Genomic DNA, 24,378 nt, shown 5'->3' on the forward strand with positions numbered 1-24,378 from the left:
GCCAGGCGCGTCTGACGCGTCCCGCGAAAGAGCCCTGAACAGCGAGAACCGGCCGACGGGAGCCCGCCGGCCGGTCCTCGTGGCGACGACCTACTTGTTCACGTCCCGCACCGCGCCGGTGGACGCGTCGGTGGCCATCCGGGCGTACGCGCGCAGCGCCGACGTGACCGGGCGGACCCGGTCCACCGGCTGCCACGGCCGCTCGGAGGCGTCCATCTTCGCCCGCCGCTCGGCCAGCACCGCGTCGTCCACCAGCAGCTCCAGCCGCCGCTCGTGCACGTCGATCAGGATGCGGTCGCCGTCCTCGACCAGGCCGATCACGCCGCCGCCCGCCGCCTCCGGCGAGACGTGCCCGATGGACAGGCCGGACGTGCCGCCGGAGAACCGGCCGTCGGTGATCAGGGCGCACTTCTTGCCCAGGCCCGCGCCCTTGAGGAACGCGGTCGGGTGCAGCATCTCCTGCATGCCGGGCCCGCCCGCCGGGCCCTCGTAGCGGACCACGAGCACGTCACCGGGCTGGATCTCCTTCTTCAGGATCACCGAGACCGCTTCCTCCTGGGACTCGACCACGCGGGCCGGCCCCTCGAAGCGCCACAGCTCCTCCTCGACGCCCGCCGCCTTGATGATCGCGCCGCGCTCGGCCAGGTTGCCGCGCAGCACGGCCAGGCCGCCGTCCCTGGTGTAGGCGTGCTCGACGTCGCGGATGCAGCCGCCGGCCGCGTCCGTGTCGAGCCGCGACCAGCGGTTCGAGGTGGAGAACGCCTGCGTGGTGCGCACGCCGCCGGGCGCGGCGTGGAACAGCTCGACCGCCTCGGGCGACGGGTCCGCGGCGCGCACGTCCCACTTCGACAGCCACGACGCCAGGTCGGGGCTGTGCACGGTGCGCACGTCCTCGTTGAGCAGGCCGGCCCGCCACAGCTCGCCCAGCAGGGCCGGGATGCCGCCCGCCCGGTGGACGTCCTCCATGTGGTAGTCCGAGTTCGGCGACACCTTCGACAGGCACGGCACGCGCCTGCTCAGCGCGTCGATGTCCTCCAGCGTGAAGTCGACCTCGCCCTCCTGCGCGGCGGCGAGGATGTGCAGCACGGTGTTGGTGGAGCCGCCCATCGCCATGTCCAGCGCCATGGCGTTCTCGAACGCCTGGCGGTTGGCGATCGAGCGCGGCAGCACCGACTCGTCGTCGTTGCCGTAGTACGCCCGGCACAGCTCGACCACGGTGCGGCCGGCCCGCGCGAACAGGTCGCGGCGCGCGGCGTGCGTGGCCAGCGTGGAGCCGTTGCCGGGCAGCGCCAGGCCCAGCGCCTCGGTGAGGCAGTTCATGGAGTTCGCGGTGAACATGCCCGAGCACGAGCCGCAGGTCGGGCACGCCGAGCGCTCCACCTCGGCCAGGCCGGCGTCGTCGACGTCCGGCGAGGCGGACGCCGAGATCGCGGTGATCAGGTCGGTCGGCGCGACGGCGACGCCGTCCACCACGACCGCCTTGCCGGCCTCCATCGGCCCGCCGGAGACGAACACGACCGGGATGTTGAGCCGCATGGCGGCGTTGAGCATGCCCGGGGTGATCTTGTCGCAGTTGGAGATGCACACGATCGCGTCGGCCTGGTGCGCGTTGACCATGTACTCGACGGAGTCGGCGATGATCTCGCGCGAGGGCAGCGAGTAGAGCATGCCGCTATGGCCCATGGCGATGCCGTCGTCGACCGCGATGGTGTGGAACTCGCGCGGCACGCCGCCCGCCTCGCGGATCGCCTCCGCCACGATGTCCCCGAGGTCGCGGAGGTGCACGTGACCGGGCACGAACTGCGTGTAGGAGTTGGCGATGGCCACGATGGGCTTGCCGAAGTCCGAGTCGGTCATGCCGGTCGCACGCCACAGCGCGCGTGCGCCCGCGGCGTTGCGGCCGTGGGTCGTGGTGCGGGAACGGAGCGGTGGCACGGCTCCTCCAGGGAAGTCTGCGTGGAAGCTGTTCGCGAACGGCGCGGGGGTGGGGCGCCGGGGGTGGGAGCGGTGCCTTAGAGGCTACTCCGTCGCAACGCGCCCGTGACCAGCACAGCGGCGAGCGCGAGTGTGATGACGTGCACGGCGGTGCACCACAGGCAGATCTTCCCGATCAGCAGGAACTCGGCGGCCACGAGGTAGACGACGAACAGCACGCCCACGCCGGCCGCCGCGAGCCGCGCCCAGTGCAGCGCTCCCACCCGCCACGCGAACGGCAGGGTGGCGACGGTGAGGAACGCGAAGAACGCGAGGCCGAGCACGGCGACCGGGATGCCGAACAGCTCGGACTGCTCGCTGGTGGTGACCGTGCCGCAGTCGATGACCTCGCCCTCGGCGCACAGCAGGGCGCCCTGCCGGAAGTGGGCGACCGTGAGGTAGGTGGAGACGGCCAGGCCGGCCAGGGACAGCAGGAGGCTGGCCACCGGCACCCGGCCCAGCGCGCGGGTGGTGTTCTGGCTCACTCCTCGGACTTTACGGGCGGCGGCGTTGCCTCTTGGTCAGGCGCGGTCTCCCGGTCGGGCGCGGCCCCCTCCGGTCCGGCGTCGGGATCGTCCCCGGAGGTCGCCGGCGCCGCGGTCGGGTCGGCCACCCGACCACCGCTGACCGCCGACAACGCCGGCAGGTGCCCGGCCCGCACGGCGGGCAGCCGGACGAGGGAGTCGTCCGCCAGCACCGCCGACAACCACCCCTTCGGGTCAATTTTGATCGCCTTGACGTCCGTCCACGGCACCTCGCGCCGGCCGAACGTGCTCCGCGCCACGATCCGCTCGCCGTCCACCGCGGTCCGGTTGCGCACCACCCACAGCGCGAAGCCCAGCGGCAGCAGGTAGAGCGCCTGGAGACCGGGCGCGGCCCACGCCACCGGCGTCACGCAGATGAGGGCCAGGCCCGCGGCGAGCAGGGCGGGGGTGGGGACGCGGAACACGACTTTCTGCACGTCCCGATGGTCCCACCTCGCCTTTCGGCGCCTTCACGCCGCCCCGGCGGCCCTCGCGCGCCGTCGCCCCGACCCGGTCGGCGTTTCCACCATCCGGGAGTGCCGTCCCGCACAGTTGACGCTCCCCGGGCTTGACGGTTAACGTCAGCGCCATGCAGCGCAACCTCGTCCTCGTACTTCCCAGGCGCGTCGACGCCTAGGCAGTTCGAGCTTGCGTCGACGCGCGACCCTCGTCCTACCCGTCCGGGTTGGCGAGGGTTTTTTCGTGCCCGGACCGTGCACCCTTAACCACGAGGCAGAAGATGACCAGCGCAACCTCGCGACCGGCTCCCGGCGAGTCGCCGTCGCCCCGCCCTGGACCCCGGCCGAAACCGGCCCCGCCGAGCGGCGCCCCGGTCCGCGTGACCGGCGCCCAGTCGCTCGTCCGCTCCCTCGAAGCGGTCGGCTGCGAGGTGGTCTTCGGCATCCCCGGCGGCACGATCCTGCCTGCTTACGACCCGCTCCTGGACTCCACCAAGGTGCGCCACGTGCTCGTCCGCCACGAGCAGGGCGCGGGCCACGCCGCCACCGGGTACGCCCAGGCCACCGGCAAGGTCGGCGTCTGCATGGCCACCTCGGGCCCCGGCGCGACGAACCTGGTCACGCCGCTCGCCGACGCCAACATGGACTCCGTCCCGGTGGTCGCCATCACCGGCCAGCAGAGCCGCCCGCTGATCGGCACCGACGCGTTCCAGGAAGCGGACATCTGCGGCATCACCATGCCGATCACCAAGCACAACTTCCTGGTCACCGACCCCGCCGACATCCCGCGCGCGATCGCGGAGGCGTTCCACCTGGCGTCCACCGGCCGCCCCGGGCCCGTCCTGGTGGACATCCCCAAGGACGTGCTCCAGGAGATGACCGCGTTCTCCTGGCCGCCGGAGCTGCGCCTGCCCGGCTACCGGCCGACGACCCGGCCGCACGGCAAGCAGGTGCGCGAGGCCGCGAAGCTGATCGCCGCGGCCCGCAGGCCCGTCCTCTACGTCGGCGGCGGCGTCATCAAGGCCGACGCGTCGAACGAGCTGATGGCGCTGGCCGAGTCCACCGGCATCCCGGTGGTGACCACGCTGATGGCGCGCGGCGCGTTCCCCGACTCGCACCCGCAGCACCTGGGCATGCCCGGCATGCACGGCACGGTCGCCGCGGTCGCCGCGATGCAGAAGTCCGACCTGCTGGTCGCGCTGGGCGCGCGGTTCGACGACCGGGTCACCGGCCAGCTGTCCACGTTCGCGCCGGACGCGCAGGTCGTGCACGCCGACATCGACCCGGCCGAGATCTCCAAGAACCGCCGCGCGGACGTGCCGATCGTCGGCGACTGCAAGGAGATCATCAGCGACCTGGTCGAGGCCGTCCGGGTGGAGAAGGAGAACGCCAACCGCGCGGTCGACCTGGCGCCGTGGTGGGAGCAGGTCAACGCGTGGCGCGAGACGTTCCCGCTGGGCTACGACTGGCCGGACGACGGCACGCTGTCCCCGCAGTACGTGATCGAGCGGATCGGCGCGCTGACCCCGCCGGACACCCTGTTCACCGCGGGCGTCGGCCAGCACCAGATGTGGGCCGCGCAGTTCGTGAAGTACGAGTCGCCGCGCACCTGGATCAACTCCGGCGGCCTGGGCACGATGGGCTTCGCGGTGCCGGCCGCGATGGGCGCCAAGGCGGGCGTGCCGGGCGTGCAGGTGTGGGCCATCGACGGCGACGGCTGCTTCCAGATGACCAACCAGGAGCTGGCCACCTGCGCCATCGAGAACATCCCGATCAAGGTCGCCGTGATCAACAACGGCAACCTGGGCATGGTCCGCCAGTGGCAGACCCTGTTCTACGGCGAGCGGTACTCCAACACCGACCTGGGCACGCACAAGCACCGCATCCCCGACTTCAAGATGCTGGCCGAGGCCATGGGCTGCGCCGGGCTCCGCGCCGAGTCGAAGGAGGAGGTCGACGCGGTCATCGAGCAGGCCATGGGCATCAACGACCGGCCGGTCGTGATCGACTTCGTGGTCGGCAAGGACGCCCAGGTGTGGCCCATGGTCGCGGCCGGCACCGGCAACAGCGAGATCATGGCCGCCCGCGGCATCCGCCCGCTGTTCGACGAAGACGATGTGTAGCGCCCGCCTGCCGGGCCGGGATCGCAACGACGAAGACGACGTCTAGGACTGATGATGACGAAGCACACCCTGAGCGTTCTGGTCGAGGACAAGCCGGGCGTCCTCGCCCGCGTGGCGGGCCTGTTCTCGCGGCGCGGCTTCAACATCGAGTCGCTGGCCGTCGGCCGCACCGAGCACCCCGACATCTCCCGGATGACCATCGTCGTCTCGGTCGACGAGCTGCCGCTGGAGCAGGTCACCAAGCAGCTCAACAAGCTCATCAACGTCATCAAGATCGTCGAGCTGGAGACCACCGCCTCGGTGCAGCGGCAGCTCCTGCTCGTCAAGGTGCGCGCCGACGCGACGGTGCGCAGCCAGGTCCTCGAAACGGTGCAGCTGTTCCGCGCGAAGGTCGTCGACGTCTCCCCGGAGGCGGTCACCGTCGAGGCCACCGGCACGTCTGACAAGCTCGACGCGCTGTTGCGGATGCTGGAGCCCTACGGGCTCCGCGAGATCGTCCAGTCCGGCATGGTCGCCATCGGCCGTGGCGCCCGTTCCATCACCGCGACCGCGGTGCGCTGAAACCCGCTGTAGGAAAGGGAGTACCAACCAGTGAGCGTCGAGATCTTCTACGACGACGATGCCGACCTGAGCATCATCCAGGGGCGCAAGGTCGCGGTCATCGGCTACGGCAGCCAGGGTCACGCGCACGCGCTGAGCCTGCGCGACTCGGGCGTGGACGTGCGCATCGGCCTGCGCGAGGGCTCGAAGTCCGCGGCCAAGGCCGAGGAGGAGGGCCTGCGGGTCCTGAGCAACGCCGAGGCGGCGGCCGAGGCCGACGTGATCATGATCCTGGCGCCGGACACCGCGCAGCGGCACATCTACGCGCAGGACATCGCGCCGAACCTCAAGGACGGCGACGCGCTGTTCTTCGGCCACGGCTTCAACATCCGCTACGGCCTGATCGAGGCGCCGTCCAACGTGGACGTGGCCATGGTCGCGCCGAAGGGGCCGGGCCACCTGGTGCGGCGGCAGTTCGTGGACGGCAAGGGCGTGCCCGCGCTGATCGCGGTCGAGCAGGACGCGTCCGGCAACGCCCAGGCGCTCGCGCTGGCCTACGCCAAGGGCATCGGCGGCACCCGGGCGGGCGTCATCAAGACGACGTTCAAGGAGGAGACCGAGACCGACCTGTTCGGTGAGCAGGCGGTGCTCTGCGGCGGCGCGTCGGCGCTGGTGCAGGCCGGTTTCGAGGTGCTGACCGAGGCGGGCTACGCGCCCGAGGTGGCGTACTTCGAGTGCCTCCACGAGCTGAAGCTGATCGTCGACCTCATGTACGAGGGCGGCATCGCCCGGATGCGCTACTCGATCTCCGACACCGCCGAGTACGGCGACCTCACCCGCGGCCCGCGCGTGATCACGCCCGGCGTGAAGGAGGAGATGCGCAAGATCCTGGGCGAGATCCAGGACGGCACCTTCGCCACCGAGTGGGTGAACGAGGACGACGCCGGCCGCGGCAACTACAAGAAGTTGCAGCAGGAGGGCGAGCAGCACCCGATCGAGGAGGTCGGCAAGAAGCTGCGCGGCCTCATGTCGTGGGTCGATCGGCCCATCACCGAAACGGCGTAATACCAGCGGTTTTTTCACCGGGGCCCGTGGTTTCGACCGCGGGCCCCGGTATATCTAGGCCCCATGACCGACAGTGCGCCGATCTACGACGACAAGGCCCACGTCCGGGGCAACCTCGACCTCACGGGCGTCAAGTGGATCCGCAGCGACGAGGGCGCGGAGGACGAGGAGGAGCACGTCGAGATCGCGTTCGTCGAGCACACCGACGGCGTGACCTACACGGCGATGCGCAACTCCGCCCACCCCGAGGGCCCGGTCCTGGTCTTCACCCCGGCCGAGTGGGAAGCCTTCATCCTCGGCGTCAAGGACGGCGAGTTCGACGAACCGTGGTCCGACTGACCCGACCGCACCCCACCCCGGACCCCAACGCACAACTCACGCGCCCGGAACGCACAACTCACCCGTCCCGAACGTACGACTCACCCGTCCCGAACGTACGACTCGCGATGCCCCGGTGGACGACACGCGATGCCGGAGTGGAGGACACGCCGGGTTTTCGGGCTCGGGCCCGCGTGTCCTCCGGTCGGACACCGCGTGTCCTCCGGTCCGGCACCGCGAGTCCTCCGGTCGGACATCCCGGGTTGGTCCGGGCGCGGGGGGAGGTACCGGTCTAAACGGGACGTGCGTACCGCGTTCCAGCAGGTGAAACGGGGGACCCGCCGTTCTCGCCGGCGGCTCGGCTGACTATGCTCGTTAACAACCCGGACACATTGCCGTGGCCGGCCGGCGCGGGTGACGACCGGCAACGACGGCCCCGCGCTCCCCACCCGACCAGACCGCTGGGAGCGACGTCCGTGACCAAGCCCGTTGTCCTGATCGCCGAGAAGCTCGCACCGTCCGTTCTCGACGTCTTCGGCGAAGGCATCGAGGTGCGCCACGTCGACGGCACCGACCGTCCCGCGCTGCTCGAAGCCGTCGCCGACGCCGACGCCCTCCTGGTCCGCTCCGCCACCAAGGTCGACGCCGAGGTGTTCAAGGCGACCACGAAGCTGAAGGTCGTCGCCCGCGCGGGCGTGGGCCTGGACAACGTCGAGGTGCCCGCCGCGACCGAGCGCGGCGTGCTGGTGGTCAACGCGCCGACCTCCAACATCGTCAGCGCCGCCGAGCACGCCGTCGCCCTGCTGCTCGCCACGGCCCGCCAGATCCCGGCCGCGCACGCCACCCTCCAGAACCACGAGTGGAAGCGCAGCAAGTTCAACGGCGTCGAGGTCAACGGCAAGACCGTCGGCGTCGTGGGCCTGGGCAAGATCGGCCAGCTGTTCGCGGCCCGCATCGCCGCCTTCGGCACCACGGTCATCGCCTACGACCCGTACGTGTCGGCCGCCCGCGCCGCCCAGCTCGGCATCGAGCTGGTCACGCTGGAGGAGCTGCTGGAGCGCTCCGACTTCGTCTCGATCCACCTGCCGAAGACCCCGGAGACCAAGGGCCTGATCGGCGCCGAGCAGCTGGCCAAGGCCAAGCGCGGCGTCATCATCGTCAACGCCGCCCGCGGCGGCCTGGTCGACGAGGAGGCGCTGGCCGAGGCGGTCAAGGAGGGCCAGGTCGGCGGCGCCGGCATCGACGTGTTCTCCACCGAGCCGACCACCGAGAGCCCGCTGTTCGGCATCCCGAACGTGGTCGTCACGCCGCACCTGGGCGCGTCCACCACCGAGGCGCAGGACCGCGCGGGCACGGACGTGGCCAAGTCGGTCCTGCTGGCCCTGGCGGGCGACTTCGTGCCGGACGCGGTGAACGTGCAGGGCGGCGGCGTGGTCGGCGAGGAGGTCCGCCCCTACCTGCCGCTGGCGCAGAAGCTGGGCACGGTCGTGGCGGCCCTGTCCGCGAAGGCCCCGACCTCGGTCACCGTCGAGGTGCGCGGCGAGCTGTCCAACGAGGACGTCGCGGTGCTGCCGCTGGCCGCGCTGCGCGGCGTGTTCTCCAGCGTGGTCGAGGAGCAGGTCACCTTCGTCAACGCGCCGGCGCTGGCCGACTCGCTGGGCGTGCAGGTGGACCTGGTCAAGGAGGCGGAGAGCGCGAACCACCGCAGCCTGCTCACCGTGCGCGCGGTGCAGGCGGACGGCGCGGTCATCACCGTCTCGGGCACCCTCACCGGTCTCGACCAGGTGCAGAAGCTGGTGGGCGTCAACGGCCGGAGCTTCGACCTGCGCGCCGAGGGCAACGTGCTGCTGCTGGAGTACCCGGACCGGCCGGGCGTGATGGGCACCGTCGGCACCCTGCTCGGCGAGGCGGGCGTGAACGTCGAGGCCGCGCAGATCAGCCAGACGAAGGACGGCCAGGACGCGTTCATGCTGCTGCGCGTGGACCGCCCGGTGGACTCCGCCGTGCTCGACCCGATCGGCGCGGCCGTCGGCGCCCGCACGGTGCGCGCGGTCAACTTCGACTGATAACCCGGAAGAGGTCGCCGAAACGGGCTAACGCCGCCGGGACTTGTCGACGTATATCGTCGCAGGTCCCGGCGGCGTTGCAGTTGACCGTTGATTGTCAAATCTGTGGGTGTCGTCACTCGTTCGGTCTAATTGATCGACACGAACGAGCGATTAGGTTCCCTCCCACGAGGTTGACCCGGTGCCGTAGAGGGCACGGCACCACGCGGGCGGCTGTCCCCCTTGAAAACGTCGCGACGCTGCCCGCCCGGTCGTATCCGACCTCGGTTGGGGCACGTTGTGAGCCGATCTCGCGTTTTCGCCAGATCAGCCGTACCGCTGTTCGCCACGATCCTCCTCGTGGCGTCCACCGGCACGGCGCTGGCCGCGGAAGATCCGCTGGCGCCGTCCGTCGCCGCCGCGCGCGGGCTGGACGCCGGCAAGTTGCAGTTGAAGGTCTCCGAGCGGCTGTCGGCCGCCCAGGGCCGCGTCACCGCGTTCGTCGAGCTGGAGGCCAAGCCGGCCGTCGACGCCTACGCGGAGAAGACCAACCAGGGCGCGAGCAAGCAGCAGGCCAAGGAAGCCGCCAAGGCCACGAAGAACGACACCGGCAAGGTCGTGGACCGCGTGGTCGGCGACCTCAAGGGCAAGGACCGCGCCACCAAGGAGCTGTACCGGACCGCCAACGGCGTGCCCGGCGTGGTCGTCCAGGCCGACGCGGCCAAGGTCCGGGAGCTGGCGCAGCGCGCGGACGTGAAGTCCATCCGCACCGTGGTGCCGAAGACCCGCCAGAACTCCAGCGCCGTGCAGCTGACCAACACGCTCAAGGCGTGGCAGCAGTACGGCAAGCTCGGTGACGACACCCGCATCGGCATCATCGACACGGGCATCGACTACACCCACAGCGACTTCGACGGCCCCGGCACCATCGAGGCGTTCGAGGCCATCGACGAGACGAAGGTCGACCCGTCGTACTTCCCGACCGCCAAGGTCGTCGGCGGCTACGACTTCGTCGGCAACGCCTACGACGGCGGCAGCGACGACCCCGCGCTCAACACCCCCAAGCCCGACCCGAACCCGCTCGACTGCAACGGCCACGGCTCGCACGTCGCCGGCACCGCGGCGGGCTTCGGCGTCAACGCCGACGGCAGCACCTTCGAGGGCGACTACACCAAGCTCACCCCCGAGGCGCTCGACGCGATGCGCATCGGCCCCGGCACCGCGCCCAAGGCCCTGCTGTACGCGCTGAAGGTGTTCGGCTGCGACGGTTCGACCAACGTCACCGCGCAGGCCCTGGACTGGGCGCTCGACCCCGACGGCGACGGCGACTTCTCCGACCACCTCGACGTGGTCAACCTGTCCCTGGGCTCCGACTACGGCGCCCCGGACGACCCCGACAGCCTGTTCGTCCGCAAGCTCAACGCCTCCGGCGTGCTCACCGTCTTCTCGGCGGGCAACGGCGGCGACCTGTACGACATCGGCGGCTCGCCGGGCAGCACCCCCGAGGCGCTGACCGTGGCCAGCACCCGTGACGCGTACGTGCTGCGCGACGCGGTCGAGGTGACCGCCCCGGCGAACCTGGCGGGCCCGAAGCCCGGCCAGTACAGCCAGAGCTTCAACCTCGAGGGCGTGAGCACCACCGGCCAGGTCGTGAAGCTGAGCGACCCGAACAACGCCGACGGCTGCCTGCCGTTCTCGGCCGCCGACAAGGCCGCCGTGGCGGGCAAGGTCGCGTGGCTGGAGTGGGACGACAACGACGCCACCCGCCGGTGCGGCTCGGCCGGCCGAGCCAACAACGCCTCCAACGCGGGCGCGATCGGCGCGCTGTTCACCTCGCAGCTCGAGCACTTCAACGCCGGCATCGCGGGCAACGCCGTGATCCCGGTGCTCCAGCTGACCGGCTCGGCCACCGCGCAGCTGCGCCCGGCCGTGAACGCGGGCACGCTGGTCGTGCGCTTCGGCGGCGACCTGGCGACCTCGCTGCCGACCTACGACCAGTCGATCACCGACACGCCCAGCTCGTTCACCTCGCGCGGCGTGCGCGGCCCGGTCGTGAAGCCGGACGTGGCGGCCCCCGGTGACACCATCGCCTCGGCGCTCGTCGGCTCGGGCAGCAAGGCGTTCGTGAACTCCGGCACCTCGATGGCGGCCCCGCACGTGGCCGGCATCGCCGCGCTGGTCCGCCAGGTCCACCCGGACTGGACGCCGGCCGAGGTCAAGGCCGCGGTGATGAACTCCGCGGGCTCCGACGTGAAGGCCGGTGGCGAGACCTACGCCCCGAACCGCGTCGGCTCCGGCCGCGTCGACGGCAAGGCCGCGGTCGAGAACCAGGTCCTGGCCTTCGTCGAGGACGCCCCGGGCGCGGTCTCCGCGTCGTTCGGCGTGGTCGAGGTGGCCAAGCCGGTGTCGCTGACCAAGACCGTCAAGGTGGTCAACAAGTCCACCAAGTGGGTCGACTACACCGTCGGCTACGAGGCCCTGACCCAGATCCCCGGCGTGCGCTACGAGCTGTCGGCGAACACCGTGCGGGTGTCCCCGCGCGGCGTCGCCCGGGTCAAGGTCACGCTGAAGATCGACGACCCGAAGGCGCTGCGCAAGACCGTCGACCCGACGATCGAGCCGCTGCACCTGGACGTGCCGCGCCAGTTCCTGGCCGACGCGTCGGGCCGCGTGGTCCTCACCCCGAAGTCGGGCTCCTCGGTCGCGCTGCGCGTGCCGGTGTACTCGGCGCCGAAGCCGGTGGCCGACATCAACGCGCCCGGCAGCGTGAAGGCGAACAACCAGGGCCAGGCGGTGCTGAACCTGACCGGCCGGGGCCTCAACCAGGGCGCCTACCAGTCGCTGGTCAGCGCGCTGGAGCTCCAGGCCTCCTCGCCGAGGCTGCCGGAGTGCCGCCGCAACGTCACCACCAACTGCGTGCTCAACGACACGGCCAAGGGCGGCGACCTGCGCTACGTCGGCGTCGCGTCCACCGCGCCGCTGGCCAGGCTCCAGGGCAACCCGGAGGAGGCGCTGCTCGCGTTCGGCGTCGCCACCTGGGGCAACTGGTACAACCTGGGCAGCAACACGGTGCCGTTCGTCGACATCGACACCAACGGTGACGGCGTCCACGACTACGAGGTCTTCGCGACCAAGCTGACCGACACCGACCTGCTGGTCGCGACCACGGTGGACCTGAGCACGGGCGCCACGGTCGACATCCAGGGCGTCAACGGCCAGTTCGGCGACGTCGACACCAACGTGTTCGACACCAACGTGGTGGTCCTGCCGGTGCTGCTCTCGGCGCTCGGCATCGACGCCTCGGCGGACACCTCGCGGATCTCGTACCAGGTCGGCGTGGCCGGGTTCTACCTGGCGCCGGGCGCGAACAACGGCCTCGTGGACTCGATCCCGAGCCCGCTGTCGTTCGACCCGCTCAAGCCGGGCCTGTGGGTGCAGGGCGGCGGCGACGCCGCGCTGTCCTACCAGGCGCGCCCGGGCACCGCGCTGGTGGTCAACCGCGACGCCGCGGCGCTCGCCGCCGACGGCGCGGACAGCCTCCTGCTCCTGCACCACCACAACGCGACCGGTGACAAGGCCGACGTCGTGAAGGTGAAGGGCAAGTCGGGCAACCGCTCAGCGGACTGATCGACGTACCACGCTCTGGCCGGTCGGGGGTTGCCCCGGCCGGCCAGAGCCTTTTAGACGGATCGGGTGACGCCCGTTCGGGGGTCTTGAACCGTTCGGGTGTCCCGCAGTCCGGGAGACATCGCCCCGTAGGGGTGTTCCGAGTGCGTTTTCACGCTCCACGCCCGGTAGCCTTTCGCATTGAAAACTAGTCCCGCGAGATGGGACTGATACCTGGGAGGTGTGTGGATGCGGCTCGCAGTGATCCCAGGGGACGGGATCGGGCCCGAGGTCGTCGCCGAGGCCCTGAAGGTGCTCGGTGAGGTCGTTCCAGCGGCTGAGATCACCCGCTACGACCTCGGCGCGGCGCGCTGGCACGCCACAGGTGAGTTGTTGCCGGAGTCGGTGCTCGGTGAGCTCCGCCAGCACGACGCGATCCTGCTCGGCGCAGTGGGCGACCCCTCCGTGCCCAGCGGCATCCTGGAACGGGGCCTCCTGCTCCGGCTCCGGTTCGAACTCGACCACCACGTGAACCTGCGCCCGGCCCGGCTCTACCCGGGTGTCCGCAGCCCGATCGCGGACCCGCCGGAGATCGACATGGTGGTCGTCCGGGAGGGCACCGAGGGCCTGTACGCGGGCAACGGCGGGCTCCTGCGCAAGGACACCCCGCACGAGATCGCGACCGAGGTGTCGATCAACACCTCGTTCGGCGTGGAGCGGGTGGTGCGCGACGCGTTCGCCAGGGCGGCCAACCGGCCGCGCAAGCACCTGACCCTGGTGCACAAGACCAACGTGCTCACCCACGCCGGCTCGCTGTGGTCGCGCGTGGTCGAGGAGGTGTCGCTCCAGCACCCGGACGTGACCGTGGCGTACCAGCACGTGGACGCGGCCACCATCCACCTGGTGACCGACCCGGGCCGGTACGACGTGATCGTCACCGACAACCTGTTCGGCGACATCCTGACCGACCTGGCGGCGGCCGTGACCGGCGGCATCGGGCTGGCGGCGTCGGGCAACCTCGACGTGACCAGGCGGAACCCGAGCATGTTCGAGCCGGTGCACGGCAGCGCGCCGGACATCGCGGGCCAGGGCATCGCCGACCCGACGGCCGCCGTGCTGTCGGTGGCGCTGATGCTCGACCACCTGGGCGAGTCGGAGGCGGCGCGGCGGATCGAGGCCTCGGTGGCCTTCGACCTGGCCACCCGCGACCACTCGTCGCCGGGCGCCACCTACGCCGTGGGCGACCGCCTGGCCGCCCTGGTGTCGTCGAACGTCCGCACCGGGGCCTGACGAACCCGGGGGGCTGCCGAAGCAAGGGCACGTGACGAGGGCCACCACGACACCGGTCGTGGTGGCCCTCCGCGTTAAGGTCGCGTTCGCCGCCCGTGGGGGAAGTCCGGTGAGAGTCCGGCGCTGACCCGCAACGGTAAGCCGAAGTCGCCTTCGGCGAGCCCGATCACCCGCGGGCGGTGGGAAGAAGCTCCACTCCTGCCGTGGTCTGCGGGACGGATGCGCGCCGGACCCGTCGCGGACCGCGCGTGACCGGGTCGAGGCCACCCGCCCGGAAGGCGCCCGGTGACCGCGACGACCGCCAGGCCCGCGAGGCCGCCCAGCTCCCGCTCCACCGCCGCCGCGTGCGCGGCCCTGGCCGTCGCGCTGGCGGTCTCGGTGGTGTGCGGCGTGGCGCTCGGCCCGATCGCCGTGCCGTTCGACGACGTGGTGCGCTACCTGCACGCGGCCGTCACGGGCGGGGTGGTCGAGGCCGCGGACGCGGGCCACTACCGGATCGTGTGGGACATCCGGCTGCCGCGCGTGCTGCTGGCCGCCGTGGTGGGCGCGGGGCTGGCCGCGGTCGGCGTGGCCGTCCAGGCGGTGGTCCGCAACGCCCTGGCCGACCCGTACGTGCTGGGCATCTCCTCGGGCGCGAGCGTCGGCGCCACGGCGGTCGCCACCACCGGCCTGTTCGCCTCGCTCGGCGTCTACGCCCTGTCCGCGGCCGCGTTCCTGTCGGCCCTGGCCGCCACCGCCCTGGTCTACCTGGTGGCCCGCCAGGGCGGCCTGACGCCGCTGCGCCTGGTCCTCACCGGCACCGCCCTCGCCCACGGCTTCTCCGCGATCGCGATGCTGCTGGTCTTCCAGTCGCCCCGCGGCGAGGCGGCCCGCGCCGCCGTGTTCTGGCTGCTGGGCAGCCTGGGCGGGGTCACCTGGGCGTCGGTGCCGGTCGCGGCGGCCGTGGTCGTCGCCGGCACCGCCTACCTCACCGCCCGCGCCGGGCGCCTCAACGCCCTGGCCATGGGCGACGAGACCGCCACCACCCTCGGCGTCGACGTCGCGCGCACCCGCCGCGCCCTGTTCCTGGTCACCGCCGCCATGACCGGCGTGCTCGTCGCGGTCAGCGGCGCGGTCGGCTTCGTCGGCCTCATGCTGCCCCACCTGGTCCGCCTGGTCGTCGGCGCGGACCACCGCCGGGTGCTCGCCGTGGCGCCGCTCGCGGGCGCCTGCTTCCTGGTCTGGGTGGACGTCGCCGCCCGCCTGCTCGCCGCGCCCGAGGAGCTGCCGCTGGGCATCATCACCGCGGCCCTGGGCGTGCCGTGCTTCGTGTTCCTGATGCGCCGGCGCGGCTACGTGTTCGGGGGCGCCTGATGGAGCTGCGCATCGAGGACCTGGCCGTCGACGGCATCCTGCGCGGCGTCGACCTGACCGCCGGCACGGGCGAGGTGCACGGCGTCGTCGGCCCCAACGGCAGCGGCAAGTCCACCCTGCTGCGCTGCGTCTACCGGGCGCTCGAGCCGCACGGGGGAGCGGTCCGCCTCGACGGCCGCGACGTCGCCGCCGCCCGGGTCCGCGACACCGCCCGCGAGCTGGCCGCGCTCACCCAGGACAACCACGTCGAGTTCGACTTCACCGTCACCGAGGTCGTCGCCCTGGGCCGCCTGCCCCACGGCACGGGGCCCGGCGACGGGGCCATCGTGCGCGAGGCGCTGTCCCGGGTGGACGCGGCCCACCTGGCGCACCGCGGCTTCCTCACCCTGTCGGGCGGCGAGCGGCAGCGCGTGCTGATCGCCCGCGCCCTGGCCCAGGAGCCGAAGGTGCTGGTCCTCGACGAGCCGACCAACCACCTGGACATCAGCCACCAGCTCGCCGTGCTCGCCCTGGTCCGGAGCCTGGGCGTCACCGTCCTGGCCGTGCTGCACGACCTCAACCTGGCCGCCGCCCACTGCGACCGCCTGCACGTGCTCGACCGGGGCCGGGTGGTGCGCAGCGGCACGCCCGCCGAGGTGCTCACCCCGGAGCTGCTGGCCGAGGTCTTCCGCGTCCGCGCCCACGTCGTCGAGCACCCCGCCACCGGGGCGCCCCAGCTGCTGTTCGACCACCAGGAGGCAACCCCGTGCTGAGGAAGCTCACCGCGCTCGCCGCGGCCCTGCTCGTGACGGCGTGCGGCGCTCGGGTCGCCGAGGGGCCGCGGTCGGAGGAGACCGTCACCGTCACCAACTGCGGCCGGGAGGTCTCGTACGCGAGACCCACCCGCGTGGTCACCAACGACACCGGCATCACCGAGCTGATGTTCGCGCTCGGCCTGGCCGACCGGGTGGTCGGCTACACCATCCCCGCCTCCGCCAAGGCCGGCGACGTGGCGTCCTCGCCGTGGAAGGCCGACTTCGAGCGCGTGCCGCACCTGGGCGAGGAGATCGGCGAGGAGCTGGTCCAGGGCGCGGGCGCGGACCTGGTCTTCGCGGGCTGGAACTACGGCTTCTCCGAGAGCACCGGGTTCACCCCGGACGCGCTCGCCGAGCTGGGCATCGCCACCTACCAGCTCACCGAGGCGTGCCGGAACGGCACCGGGAAGCAGCGCGGCATCATGCCCCCGCTGGAGGCCCTCTACACCGACCTGCTCAACCTCGGCCGGATCTTCGGCGTCGAGGACCGGGCCGAGCGGCTCGTCGCGGGCTACCGGGAGCAGGTCGCCGCCGCCGGGCGGCTCGTCCGGGGGGAGCGCCCGAGGGTGTTCCTCTACGACAGCGGCCGCGACACGCCGATCACCGCCGGCCGCAACGCCGCGCCGCAGGACGTCATCGGCAAGGCCGGCGGCGAGAACGTATTCGGCGACCTCGACGACAGCTGGACGACGGTCGGCTGGGAGGCCGTGGTCGCCCGCGCGCCCGAGGTGATCCTGATCAACGACTACGCCGACGGCGACGCGAGCACGCCCGAGCAGAAGCGGGCGTTCCTGGAATCGTACGAACCGCTCAAGGACGTGCCCGCCATCAGGGACAAGCGGTTCTTCGTCCTGCCTTACGCGGCGCTGGTGGAATCGCCGCGCAACCCGGCCGCCATCGAGGCGTTCGCCAGGTTCCTGGCCGGTGGCTGACACCCACCATGTGGGACAACCCGTCCGTGGCTTGGTCAGCGCGGGCGGGTTGTGGCACTATCGCCGACGTGGCTCTCCACACCGTGATCATTATTTCCCAGCGCGTCGGGTAAGTGCTCCCTCCGAGCAGCCGACGCGCAGACCTCTCGCATCCCGCGGGGGGTCTTTTTGTTTTCCCAGATCCCTAGGAGCCCCCACGTGACCCCCCTCGGCGACAGTTTCCACGTCTATGACACGACCCTGCGGGACGGTGCCCAGCGCGAGGGCATCTCGTACTCGGTCACCGACAAGCTGGCCGTGGCCCGGCTGCTCGACTCGCTGGGCGTGGGCTTCATCGAGGGTGGGTGGCCGGGCGCGCTGCCCAAGGACACCGAGTTCTTCGCCCGCGCCGCGGCGGGCGACCTCATGCTCAAGCACGCGCAGCTCGTCGCCTTCGGCTCCACCCGCAAGGCCGGGGTCCGGGTGGCGGAGGACCCGCAGGTCAGGGCCCTGCTGGACAGCCAGGCGCCGGTGGTGACGCTGGTCGCCAAGTCCGACCGCAGGCACATCGAGCGGGCCCTGCGCACCGACGTGGCGGAGAACTGCGCCATGGTCCGCGACACCGTCCGCTTCCTGGTCGACGAGGGGCGCCGGGTCTTCCTCGACGCCGAGCACTTCTTCGACGGCCACGCCTTCGACCCGGACACCTCCCTGCGGGTGCTGGAGTCCGCTGTGGAGGGTGGCGCGGACGTGGTCGTGCTGTGCGACACCAACGGCGGGCAGCTGCCCCTGGGCCTGGCCGAGACCGTCGCCGACGTCATCGCCCGCACGGGCTTCCGCGTCGGCATCCACTGCCAGGACGACACGTCCTGCGCGGTGGCCAACACCGTGGCCGCGGTGCAGGCGGGGGCGACCCACGTCCAGTGCACCGCCAACGGCTACGGCGAGCGAGCGGGCAACGCGGACCTGTTCGCCGTCGTGGGCAACCTCGTGACCAAGCTCGGCCTCCAGGTGCTACCGCACGAGTCGCTGGCCGAGCTCACCCGCGTCTCCCATGCCCTCGCCGAGATCGCCAACATCGCACCCGACACCCACCAGGCATACGTCGGGTCGTCGGCCTTCGCCCACAAGGCGGGCCTGCACGCGAGCGCGATCAAGGTCGACCCGGAGCTGTACAACCACATCGACCCGGGGACCGTCGGCAACGACATGCGGGTGCTGGTCACCGAGATGGCGGGTCGGGCCAGTCTCGAGCTCAAGGGACGTGAGCTGGGGATCGACCTGACCCGTCGGCCCGACGCCCTGACCAGCGCGGTGCGCAAGGTCAAGGACCTGGAGGCGGGCGGCTGGTCGTTCGAGGCCGCCGACGCCTCCCTGGAGCTGCTGCTCAAGGCGGAGCTGTCCGAACTGGACGAGGCCCCGTTCGAGCTGGAGTCCTACCGGGTGGTGCTCGACCACCGCCAGGACGGCGTCATCGTGTCCGAGGCCACGGTCAAGGTGCACGTGGCGGGCGAGCGGGTCATCGCCACCGCCGAGGGCAACGGGCCGGTGCACGCGCTGGACGCGGCCCTGCGCAAGGCGCTGCTGCCCCACCTGTCCTGGCTGGACGCGGTGGAGCTGAACGACTACAAGGTCCGCATCCTCACGGATCAGCACGGCACCGACGCCGTCACCCGCGTGCTCGTGGAGTCCACCGACGGCGAGCGCGAGTGGACCACCGTGGGCGTGCACGGCAACATCGTCGAGGCGTCCTGGCTCGCCCTGTGCGACGCGCTCGTGCACAAGGCGTCGCGGGTCAGCCCGTCACGAGCGTGAGGCGCTCCGCCGCCAGGACCCGGTTGATCGGCTGGAAGAACGACGTGCCGCCGGACGAGCAGTTCCCGCTGCCGCCGAGGAGATGCCCCTGGGCCTGGGAGCCGCTGAACACCGGGCTCCACACCTCGCCGGGCTCGGTGCACAGGTTCGTCCGGCTCAACCCCGTCACCACTCCTTCGGGGTAGTTGACGGTCACGTTCTTGGCCTGCAGGGTGCCGCACCTCAGGCCGATGGTGCGGCCGACCGTGCACACCGCCGCACCAACGGGTGATTCGGTGGAGCCGGTGATGACCCCGGGGTGGCCGACGATGGTCGGCCGCTGGACCCACGCGGCGGTGTTGGTGATCCGCACCACCGCGTAGGTCTGGCGGACGGCCACGATCGGGCCGACGTCGGCGCCGCCGGGGCCGCGCACGACCGTGCCGACGGCGCCGCAGTTCGGCGCGACCAGCAGGTGCCCGCGGACGTTGTAGCCGTTGACGCACCGGTACGGCGCGGAGGGCGTGCTCAGGAGGGTGCCCGCTTCCAGGGGCACCGGGGCGGCGGCGGCGGGGGCGGCCGCGCCCAGCAACAGGAGGAGCGCGAAGAACAGGGTTCGCATCCTTCGACGCTAGGCACGCCACGTGCGCTTTCAAGCCGCCGGTTAGGGTGAACTCCGTGCGCATTGCCCGTATCGCCCAGCCAGACGGCCTCGCCTTCGCCGCCATCGAAGGCGACGGCGACGACCTGACCGCGGTCGAGATCGCCGACGACCCCTTCGCGAACCCGACGTTCACCGGCAGGCGCTGGCCGCTGGCCGACGTCCGCCTGCTCGCACCGTTCCTGCCGCCCAAGATCGTGGCGATCGGCCGCAACTACGCCGAGCACGCCGCCGAGCTGGGCAACGAGGTCCCCGGCGAACCGCTGATGTTCCTCAAGCCGAACACGGCGGTGATCGGCCCGAACGCCGAGATCAAGCTGCCCGCGGTGTCCGAGCGGGTCGACTTCGAGGGCGAGCTGGCCGTCGTCGTCGGCGTCGGCGGCCGGGACATCCCCGCGTCCCGCGCGAGGCAGTCGATCCTGGGCTACACGATCGCCAACGACGTGACCGCGCGGGACCTCCAGAAGACCGACGGGCAGTGGACGCGGGCCAAGGGCTTCGACACGTTCTGCCCGCTGGGCCCGTGGGTGGAGACCGAGTTCGACCCCTCCGACGTGGCCATCCGCACCGAGGTGGACGGGGTGGTGAAGCAGGACTCGCGGACCTCGCTGCTGATCCACGGCATCCCCGAGCTGATCGAGCACATCTCCTCGGTGATGACCCTGCGCCCGCTGGACGTGATCCTGACCGGCACGCCCGCCGGCGTCGGCCCGCTGGCCGCCGGGCAGACCGTGTCGGTGACCGTGGAGGGCCTGGGCACGCTCACCAACGCGGTCGGCAACCGCTGACCGGGGACCTCCCTCAGCTCCGCTCGATCCGCTCGGGCGCGCGGCGGGCGAACGCCGGCGCGTGCTCGGGCAGCAGCCCGACCCCCACCAGGTAGGCGGGCACCGCCTGGAGCACCGGGAAGCGCCGCATCAGCCGGACCGGCCGCGGCGGCTTCCCGGGGTCCGCGCCCGGGGCGCCCACCAGGGTCGGCTCGAGGAACGAGTCCTGGATGCGCCGCTGGACCGCCTGCGTCACCGCGGTCGGCAGCCACCGGCGGCGCCGCACCCTCGCCAGCACCCGCGGGGTCAGCTCGCCGCGCCGCAGCGGTGCCGCGACGATGCGCGCGGCGGCCACCGCGTCCTGCACGGCCAGGTTGATGCCGACCCCGCCGATGGGCGACATGGCGTGCGCCGCGTCGCCGATGCACAGCAGCCCGTCGGCGTGCCAGCGCCGCAGCCGGTCGAGCTTGACGTCCAGCAGCTTCACCTCGTCCAGCGACCCGATCGCGTCGACGCGGTCCGCCAGCCACGGCACCAGCCCCACGACGCGCTCCCGGAACGCCTCGACGCCCTCCCGCCGCAGCTCCCGGTCGGTGCCCTTGCGGATCAGGTAGGCGGTCTGGAAGTAGTCGCCCCGGTTGATCAGCACCAGCGCGTTGCCCCGGCTGAACCGGCCGGTCGCCCCGTTCAGCTCGTCCGGGTTGCGCGGCAGGCGGAACCACCACACGTCCATCGGCGCGCCGAACGCGCGCACCGGCAGCCCGGCCTGGGCGCGCACCAGCGAGTGCCGGCCGTCGGCCGCGACCACGAGGTCGGCCGCCAGCTCGCCGGTGTCGCCGCCCGCCGTGCGGTAGCGGACGCCGGTGACCCTGCCGCCCTCCCGGAGCAGGCCGACGACCTCGGTGTCCATCCGCAGGGTGAACGAGGGCTCGCGCCTGCCCGCGTCGGCCAGCAGGTCCAGGAAGTCCCACTGGGGCACGAACGCGATGTGCTTGTGCGGACCGGGGAGCCGCGACAGGTCGCCCATCGTCTGCAGCCCGCTGTCCAGCATCACCTGCACCCGGTCGACGAGCTGGTGCGGCACCTCGGCGAACGACGGCCCCAGGCCCAGCTCGTCCAGCAGCGTCAGCGTGGACGCGTGCACCGTGTCGCCGCGGAAGTCCCGCAGGAAATCGCCGTGCTTCTCCAGCACCGTCACCTCGACACCGGCCCTGGCCAGCAGCAACGCGCACACCATGCCCGCCGGTCCGCCGCCGACGACGGCGACGCTCGTCCGTTCCACGGTCATCCCTCCCCTTTTCAACATGAGTTGAATAAGTTCAGGATGCTCCCGGGGAACCCGTTGGTCAAGGCGGATAGGCTGATCGGGTCATGAGCGCATCAGCAGCCACTCCAGAAGCGGCCGGCACCGGGGTCCGCGTCAGGTTCTCCCCGTCGCCGACCGGCACGCCCCACGTGGGGCTCATCCGCACCGCCCTGTTCAACTGGGCGTTCGCCCGCCACGCGGGCGGCAAGGTGGTGTTCCGCATCGAGGACACCGACGCGGCCCGGGACTCCGAGGAGTCGTACCTCTCGCTGCTGGAGGCCATGCGCTGGCTCGGCCTCGACTGGGACGAGGGGCCCGAGGTCGGCGGCCCGCACGCGCCGTACCGGCAGAGCCTGCGGCGCGACCTCTACGACGACGTGGCCAAGCGCCTGTTCGAGGCGGGCGAGCTGTACGAGTCCTTCTCCACCCCGGAGGAGGTCGAGGCCCGCCGCAAGGCCGCCGGGCAGGACCCGAAGCTCGGCTACGACGGCTACGACCGCGACCTCACCGACGAGCAGAAGGCCGCCTTCCGCGCCGAGGGCCGCGCCCCCGTGCTGCGGCTGCGGATGCCCGACGAGGACATCTCCTGGGTGGACCTGGTGCGCGGCGAGGTCACGTTCAAGGCGGGCAGCACGCCCGACCCGGTGCTGGTGCGCGCCAACGGCGACCCGCTGTACCCGTTCGTGAACCCGGTCGACGACGCGCTCATGGGCATCACGCACGTGCTGCGCGGCGAGGACCTGCTCCCGTCGACGCCCCGCCAGATCGCCCTGTACCAGGCGCTGACCCGCATCGGCGTGGCCGGCTTCACGCCGGAGTTCGGCCACCTGCCGTACGTGACGGGCGAGGGCAACAAGAAGCTCTCCAAGCGCGACCCGCAGTCGAACCTGTTCCTCTACCGCGACCGCGGCTTCCTGCCCGAGGGCCTGCTGAACTACCTGGCGCTGCTGGGCTGGTCCATCGCCGACGACCGCGACATCTTCTCGATGGCCGAGATGTTCGAGGCGTTCGAGCTGAGCAGGGTCAGCGCCAACCCGGCCCGCTTCGACCTGAAGAAGGCCGAGGCGATCAACGCCACGCACCTGCGCGCGCTGCCGGTGGACGAGTTCGTCCGGCGCGTGCTGCCCCACCTGGTCAAGGACGGCGTGCTGCCGCCCGAGCCGACCGAGGAGCAGCTGGCGCTGCTGTCGGGCGTCGCGCCGCTGGTGCAGGAGCGCCTGGTCGTGCTGTCCGAAGCGTCCGGGATGGTCCGGTTCCTGTTCGTGCCTGAAGAGGACTTCGCCCCGGAGGAGGACTCCGCGGCCAAGGCCCTGGGCGAGGACGCGCGGCCGGTGCTGGAGGCGAGCGTCAACGCCCTGGAGTCGCTTCCGGAGTGGACGGCCGGCGCGATCGAGGAAGCCCTGAAGGTGTCGCTTGTGGACGGAATGGGCCTCAAGCCGCGCAAGGCGTACGCCCCGGTGCGGGTCGCCGTGACGGGCCGTACCGTCTCGCCACCTCTGTACGAATCCATGGAACTCGTGGGCCGGAGTCGCTCGATCGGGCGATTGCGTCGCGCGCTCGGGGCAATGTGAGTGGTGCTATCGGGGGGTTCTGCGGTGCTTGACCGTGCAAGAACCCCCAGATATCACCTCTCTGGCTGAGTCGGACGAGGGGTGGGCGCACCTAGCCTCTCAGGGTGACAACCGCAGCCCCGACTTTTACCCCTCGGAGAACCGGCGAAATCCGGGCCGTGTGCCTCGACGTGGACGACACCCTCGTCGACTACAGCACCTCGTCCCGGGCCGCCCTGGCCGCGATGGTCGGCAACGCCGACGCCTGGCCGCTGTGGCAGCGCATCACCGACGAGCACTGCGCCCGCCTCCTCGCCGGCGAGCTCGAGTACGAGACCATGCGCAACATCCGCACGCGCGCCTTCTTCGCGGCGCTGGGGGAGGACCTGGACCAGGAGGAGGCGACCCGCAGGGAACTGCGGCGCCAGGAGGTCCTGGCCTCGGGGTGGCGGCTGTTCCCCGACGTGGTGCCGTGCCTGGAGTGGCTGCGGGCCGCCGGCCTGCCCCTGGCCGCTGTGAGCAACGCCTCAGGCCGCCACCAGCGGGCGAAGATCTCCATGCTCGGCCTGGCGCAGTACTTCGACACGGTCCTCATCGCGGGCGAGGTCGGCGCCGCGAAACCGGACCGGGTGATCTTCGACACCGCGTGCGCCGACCTGGGCGTGGACGTCGAGGACGCGGTCCACGTCGGGGACCGCCTGCACGCCGACGCGATCGGCGCCCGGGACGCGGGCATGAAGGGCGTGTGGCTGAACCGCCAGGGCCCGCGGGAAGGCGCGCTGCCGGCGGGCGTCGCGGCCATCAGCAGCCTGTCTGAGCTGCCCGAACTCCTGGTCTGCGAGCTGGCGGCCACCTCCGCGTGACCCCCGATTTCCGTTCCGCCGGGGGCGTGGTCTAGTATTCTCCCCGGCGGAACGGAGAGCCCCCGAAACCCCGAGGACAAGATCCCGGGAGGACGGGTAAGCTAGCCGGGAAACCAATGGGGTATGGTGTAATTGGCAGCACGACTGATTCTGGTTCAGTTAGTCTAGGTTCGAGTCCTGGTACCCCAGCTGCAACGGTAGGAAGAAAGACGTGCTAGGCTACCGGCGCAGGACAGGAAAGCGGATTTTGCAAGAATCCGAAGACCTGCTAAACTGAACAAGGCAAGTCACTAGGGCCCCGTCGTCTAGCGGCCTAGGACGCCGCCCTCTCAAGGCGGTAGCGAGGGTTCGAATCCCTTCGGGGCTACAGATCCGGGAGATCCCCGTTCTGCTTACGCAGAACGGGGATCTTTCGCATTTACACCCGGGGGTGCAA

The 24,378-nt window shown here is 71.6% G+C and carries 19 protein-coding genes, 2 tRNA genes and 1 riboswitch; of the genes, 16 read left to right on the forward strand and 5 right to left on the reverse strand.

Features of this window, described 5'->3' with window-relative positions; genetic code table 11:
- Positions 1-90: 90 nt before the first annotated feature.
- From ilvD to ACFV4N_RS04345, 3 genes are all read right to left on the reverse strand, one after another.
- Entirely contained in the window at positions 91-1,935 is a 1,845-nt protein-coding gene (gene ilvD, locus ACFV4N_RS04335) for a dihydroxy-acid dehydratase (protein WP_499671066.1), read from the reverse strand.
- A 77-nt stretch (positions 1,936-2,012) separates the two neighbouring features.
- On the reverse strand, positions 2,013-2,459 hold the full coding sequence (locus tag ACFV4N_RS04340) for a vitamin K epoxide reductase family protein (protein ID WP_499671067.1): 447 nt from the start codon (positions 2,457-2,459) through the stop codon (positions 2,013-2,015).
- Complete coding sequence (locus ACFV4N_RS04345; RefSeq protein ID WP_499671068.1) at positions 2,456-2,935, reverse strand: PH domain-containing protein; 480 nt, start codon at positions 2,933-2,935, stop codon at positions 2,456-2,458. The genes ACFV4N_RS04340 and ACFV4N_RS04345 overlap by 4 nt, the downstream gene beginning before the upstream one ends.
- A 302-nt stretch (positions 2,936-3,237) precedes the next feature.
- Here ACFV4N_RS04345 and ACFV4N_RS04350 point away from each other — a divergent pair, with 302 nt between their 5' ends.
- The 11 genes from ACFV4N_RS04350 (at position 3,238) to cimA (ending at position 18,816) form a co-directional block, all read left to right on the forward strand.
- Positions 3,238-5,079, forward strand: a complete 1,842-nt coding sequence (locus ACFV4N_RS04350) for an acetolactate synthase large subunit (protein WP_499671069.1) — start codon at positions 3,238-3,240, stop codon at positions 5,077-5,079.
- A gap of 54 nt (positions 5,080-5,133) precedes the next feature.
- The gene (gene ilvN, locus ACFV4N_RS04355) at positions 5,134-5,640 is read left to right on the forward strand and encodes an acetolactate synthase small subunit (protein WP_499671070.1); all 507 of its coding nucleotides are present in this window, start codon (positions 5,134-5,136) and stop codon (positions 5,638-5,640) included.
- A gap of 30 nt (positions 5,641-5,670) precedes the next feature.
- The gene (gene ilvC / locus ACFV4N_RS04360; protein WP_499671071.1) at positions 5,671-6,684 is read left to right on the forward strand and encodes a ketol-acid reductoisomerase; all 1,014 of its coding nucleotides are present in this window, start codon (positions 5,671-5,673) and stop codon (positions 6,682-6,684) included.
- Positions 6,685-6,747: 63 nt separating this feature from the next.
- On the forward strand, positions 6,748-7,023 hold the full coding sequence (locus ACFV4N_RS04365; RefSeq protein WP_499671072.1) for a DUF397 domain-containing protein: 276 nt from the start codon (positions 6,748-6,750) through the stop codon (positions 7,021-7,023).
- Positions 7,024-7,478: 455 nt separating this feature from the next.
- Positions 7,479-9,068, forward strand: coding sequence for a phosphoglycerate dehydrogenase (gene serA, locus ACFV4N_RS04370; protein WP_499671073.1), 1,590 nt, complete (start codon positions 7,479-7,481; stop codon positions 9,066-9,068).
- Positions 9,069-9,347: 279 nt separating this feature from the next.
- Positions 9,348-12,674: a S8 family peptidase gene (locus ACFV4N_RS04375; protein ID WP_499671074.1), complete on the forward strand. Its 3,327-nt coding sequence runs from the start codon at positions 9,348-9,350 to the stop codon at positions 12,672-12,674.
- Positions 12,675-12,902: 228 nt separating this feature from the next.
- Positions 12,903-13,943, forward strand: a complete 1,041-nt coding sequence (locus ACFV4N_RS04380; RefSeq protein ID WP_033431525.1) for a 3-isopropylmalate dehydrogenase — start codon at positions 12,903-12,905, stop codon at positions 13,941-13,943.
- Between the two features lie 76 nt (positions 13,944-14,019).
- Positions 14,020-14,135: riboswitch (cobalamin riboswitch) on the forward strand.
- Positions 14,136-14,228: 93 nt separating this feature from the next.
- Positions 14,229-15,296 carry a FecCD family ABC transporter permease gene (locus ACFV4N_RS04385; RefSeq protein WP_499671075.1) on the forward strand — a complete coding sequence of 356 codons (1,068 nt, stop codon included), beginning with the start codon at positions 14,229-14,231 and terminating at the stop codon, positions 15,294-15,296.
- Positions 15,296-16,048, forward strand: a complete 753-nt coding sequence (locus ACFV4N_RS04390) for an ABC transporter ATP-binding protein (protein ID WP_499671076.1) — start codon at positions 15,296-15,298, stop codon at positions 16,046-16,048. Before ACFV4N_RS04385 ends, ACFV4N_RS04390 begins: the two co-directional genes overlap by 1 nt.
- Positions 16,042-17,022 carry an ABC transporter substrate-binding protein gene (locus ACFV4N_RS04395; RefSeq protein WP_499671077.1) on the forward strand — a complete coding sequence of 327 codons (981 nt, stop codon included), beginning with the start codon at positions 16,042-16,044 and terminating at the stop codon, positions 17,020-17,022. Before ACFV4N_RS04390 ends, ACFV4N_RS04395 begins: the two co-directional genes overlap by 7 nt.
- 198 nt (positions 17,023-17,220) lie before the next feature.
- Positions 17,221-18,816 (forward strand): citramalate synthase, encoded by a 1,596-nt coding sequence (gene cimA, locus ACFV4N_RS04400; RefSeq protein ID WP_499671078.1) that lies wholly within the window; start codon positions 17,221-17,223, stop codon positions 18,814-18,816.
- Here cimA and ACFV4N_RS04405 read toward each other — a convergent pair.
- Complete coding sequence (locus ACFV4N_RS04405; RefSeq protein ID WP_499671079.1) at positions 18,797-19,417, reverse strand: S1 family peptidase; 621 nt, start codon at positions 19,415-19,417, stop codon at positions 18,797-18,799. The genes cimA and ACFV4N_RS04405 overlap by 20 nt on opposite strands.
- A 56-nt stretch (positions 19,418-19,473) precedes the next feature.
- Here ACFV4N_RS04405 and ACFV4N_RS04410 point away from each other — a divergent pair, with 56 nt between their 5' ends.
- Entirely contained in the window at positions 19,474-20,244 is a 771-nt protein-coding gene (locus ACFV4N_RS04410) for a fumarylacetoacetate hydrolase family protein (RefSeq protein ID WP_499671080.1), read from the forward strand.
- A 13-nt stretch (positions 20,245-20,257) separates the two neighbouring features.
- Here ACFV4N_RS04410 and ACFV4N_RS04415 read toward each other — a convergent pair whose 3' ends face one another.
- A complete protein-coding gene (locus ACFV4N_RS04415) occupies positions 20,258-21,511 on the reverse strand; it encodes an FAD-dependent oxidoreductase (RefSeq protein ID WP_499671081.1) in 1,254 nt (417 codons plus the stop codon).
- Between the two features lie 83 nt (positions 21,512-21,594).
- Here ACFV4N_RS04415 and gltX point away from each other — a divergent pair, with 83 nt between their 5' ends.
- From gltX to ACFV4N_RS04435, 4 genes are all read left to right on the forward strand, one after another.
- Positions 21,595-23,100, forward strand: a complete 1,506-nt coding sequence (gltX, locus tag ACFV4N_RS04420; protein ID WP_499671082.1) for a glutamate--tRNA ligase — start codon at positions 21,595-21,597, stop codon at positions 23,098-23,100.
- A gap of 158 nt (positions 23,101-23,258) precedes the next feature.
- Positions 23,259-23,942: an HAD family hydrolase gene (locus tag ACFV4N_RS04425; RefSeq protein WP_499671083.1), complete on the forward strand. Its 684-nt coding sequence runs from the start codon at positions 23,259-23,261 to the stop codon at positions 23,940-23,942.
- A 117-nt stretch (positions 23,943-24,059) separates the two neighbouring features.
- Positions 24,060-24,131 (forward strand) — tRNA-Gln (locus tag ACFV4N_RS04430).
- A gap of 105 nt (positions 24,132-24,236) precedes the next feature.
- A tRNA-Glu gene (locus ACFV4N_RS04435) sits at positions 24,237-24,309 on the forward strand.
- Positions 24,310-24,378: the final 69 nt, after the last annotated feature.

Source organism: Actinosynnema sp. NPDC059797 (assembly GCF_042732085.1).
GTDB lineage: Bacteria > Actinomycetota > Actinomycetes > Mycobacteriales > Pseudonocardiaceae > Actinosynnema.

Excerpts from the sequence above, each read along its gene's own strand:
- ilvN (WP_499671070.1), top strand. The coding sequence starts at position 5,134 with ATGACGAAGCACACCCTGAGCGTTCTGGTCGAGGACAAGCCGGGCGTC.
- ACFV4N_RS04390 (WP_499671076.1), top strand. The coding sequence starts at position 15,296 with ATGGAGCTGCGCATCGAGGACCTGGCCGTCGACGGCATCCTGCGCGGC.
- ACFV4N_RS04380 (WP_033431525.1), top strand. The coding sequence starts at position 12,903 with ATGCGGCTCGCAGTGATCCCAGGGGACGGGATCGGGCCCGAGGTCGTC.
- ACFV4N_RS04415 (WP_499671081.1), bottom strand. The coding sequence starts at position 21,511 with ATGACCGTGGAACGGACGAGCGTCGCCGTCGTCGGCGGCGGACCGGCG.
- ACFV4N_RS04350 (WP_499671069.1), top strand. The coding sequence starts at position 3,238 with ATGACCAGCGCAACCTCGCGACCGGCTCCCGGCGAGTCGCCGTCGCCC.
- ACFV4N_RS04405 (WP_499671079.1), bottom strand. The coding sequence starts at position 19,417 with ATGCGAACCCTGTTCTTCGCGCTCCTCCTGTTGCTGGGCGCGGCCGCC.
- ACFV4N_RS04365 (WP_499671072.1), top strand. The coding sequence starts at position 6,748 with ATGACCGACAGTGCGCCGATCTACGACGACAAGGCCCACGTCCGGGGC.
- gltX (WP_499671082.1), top strand. The coding sequence starts at position 21,595 with ATGAGCGCATCAGCAGCCACTCCAGAAGCGGCCGGCACCGGGGTCCGC.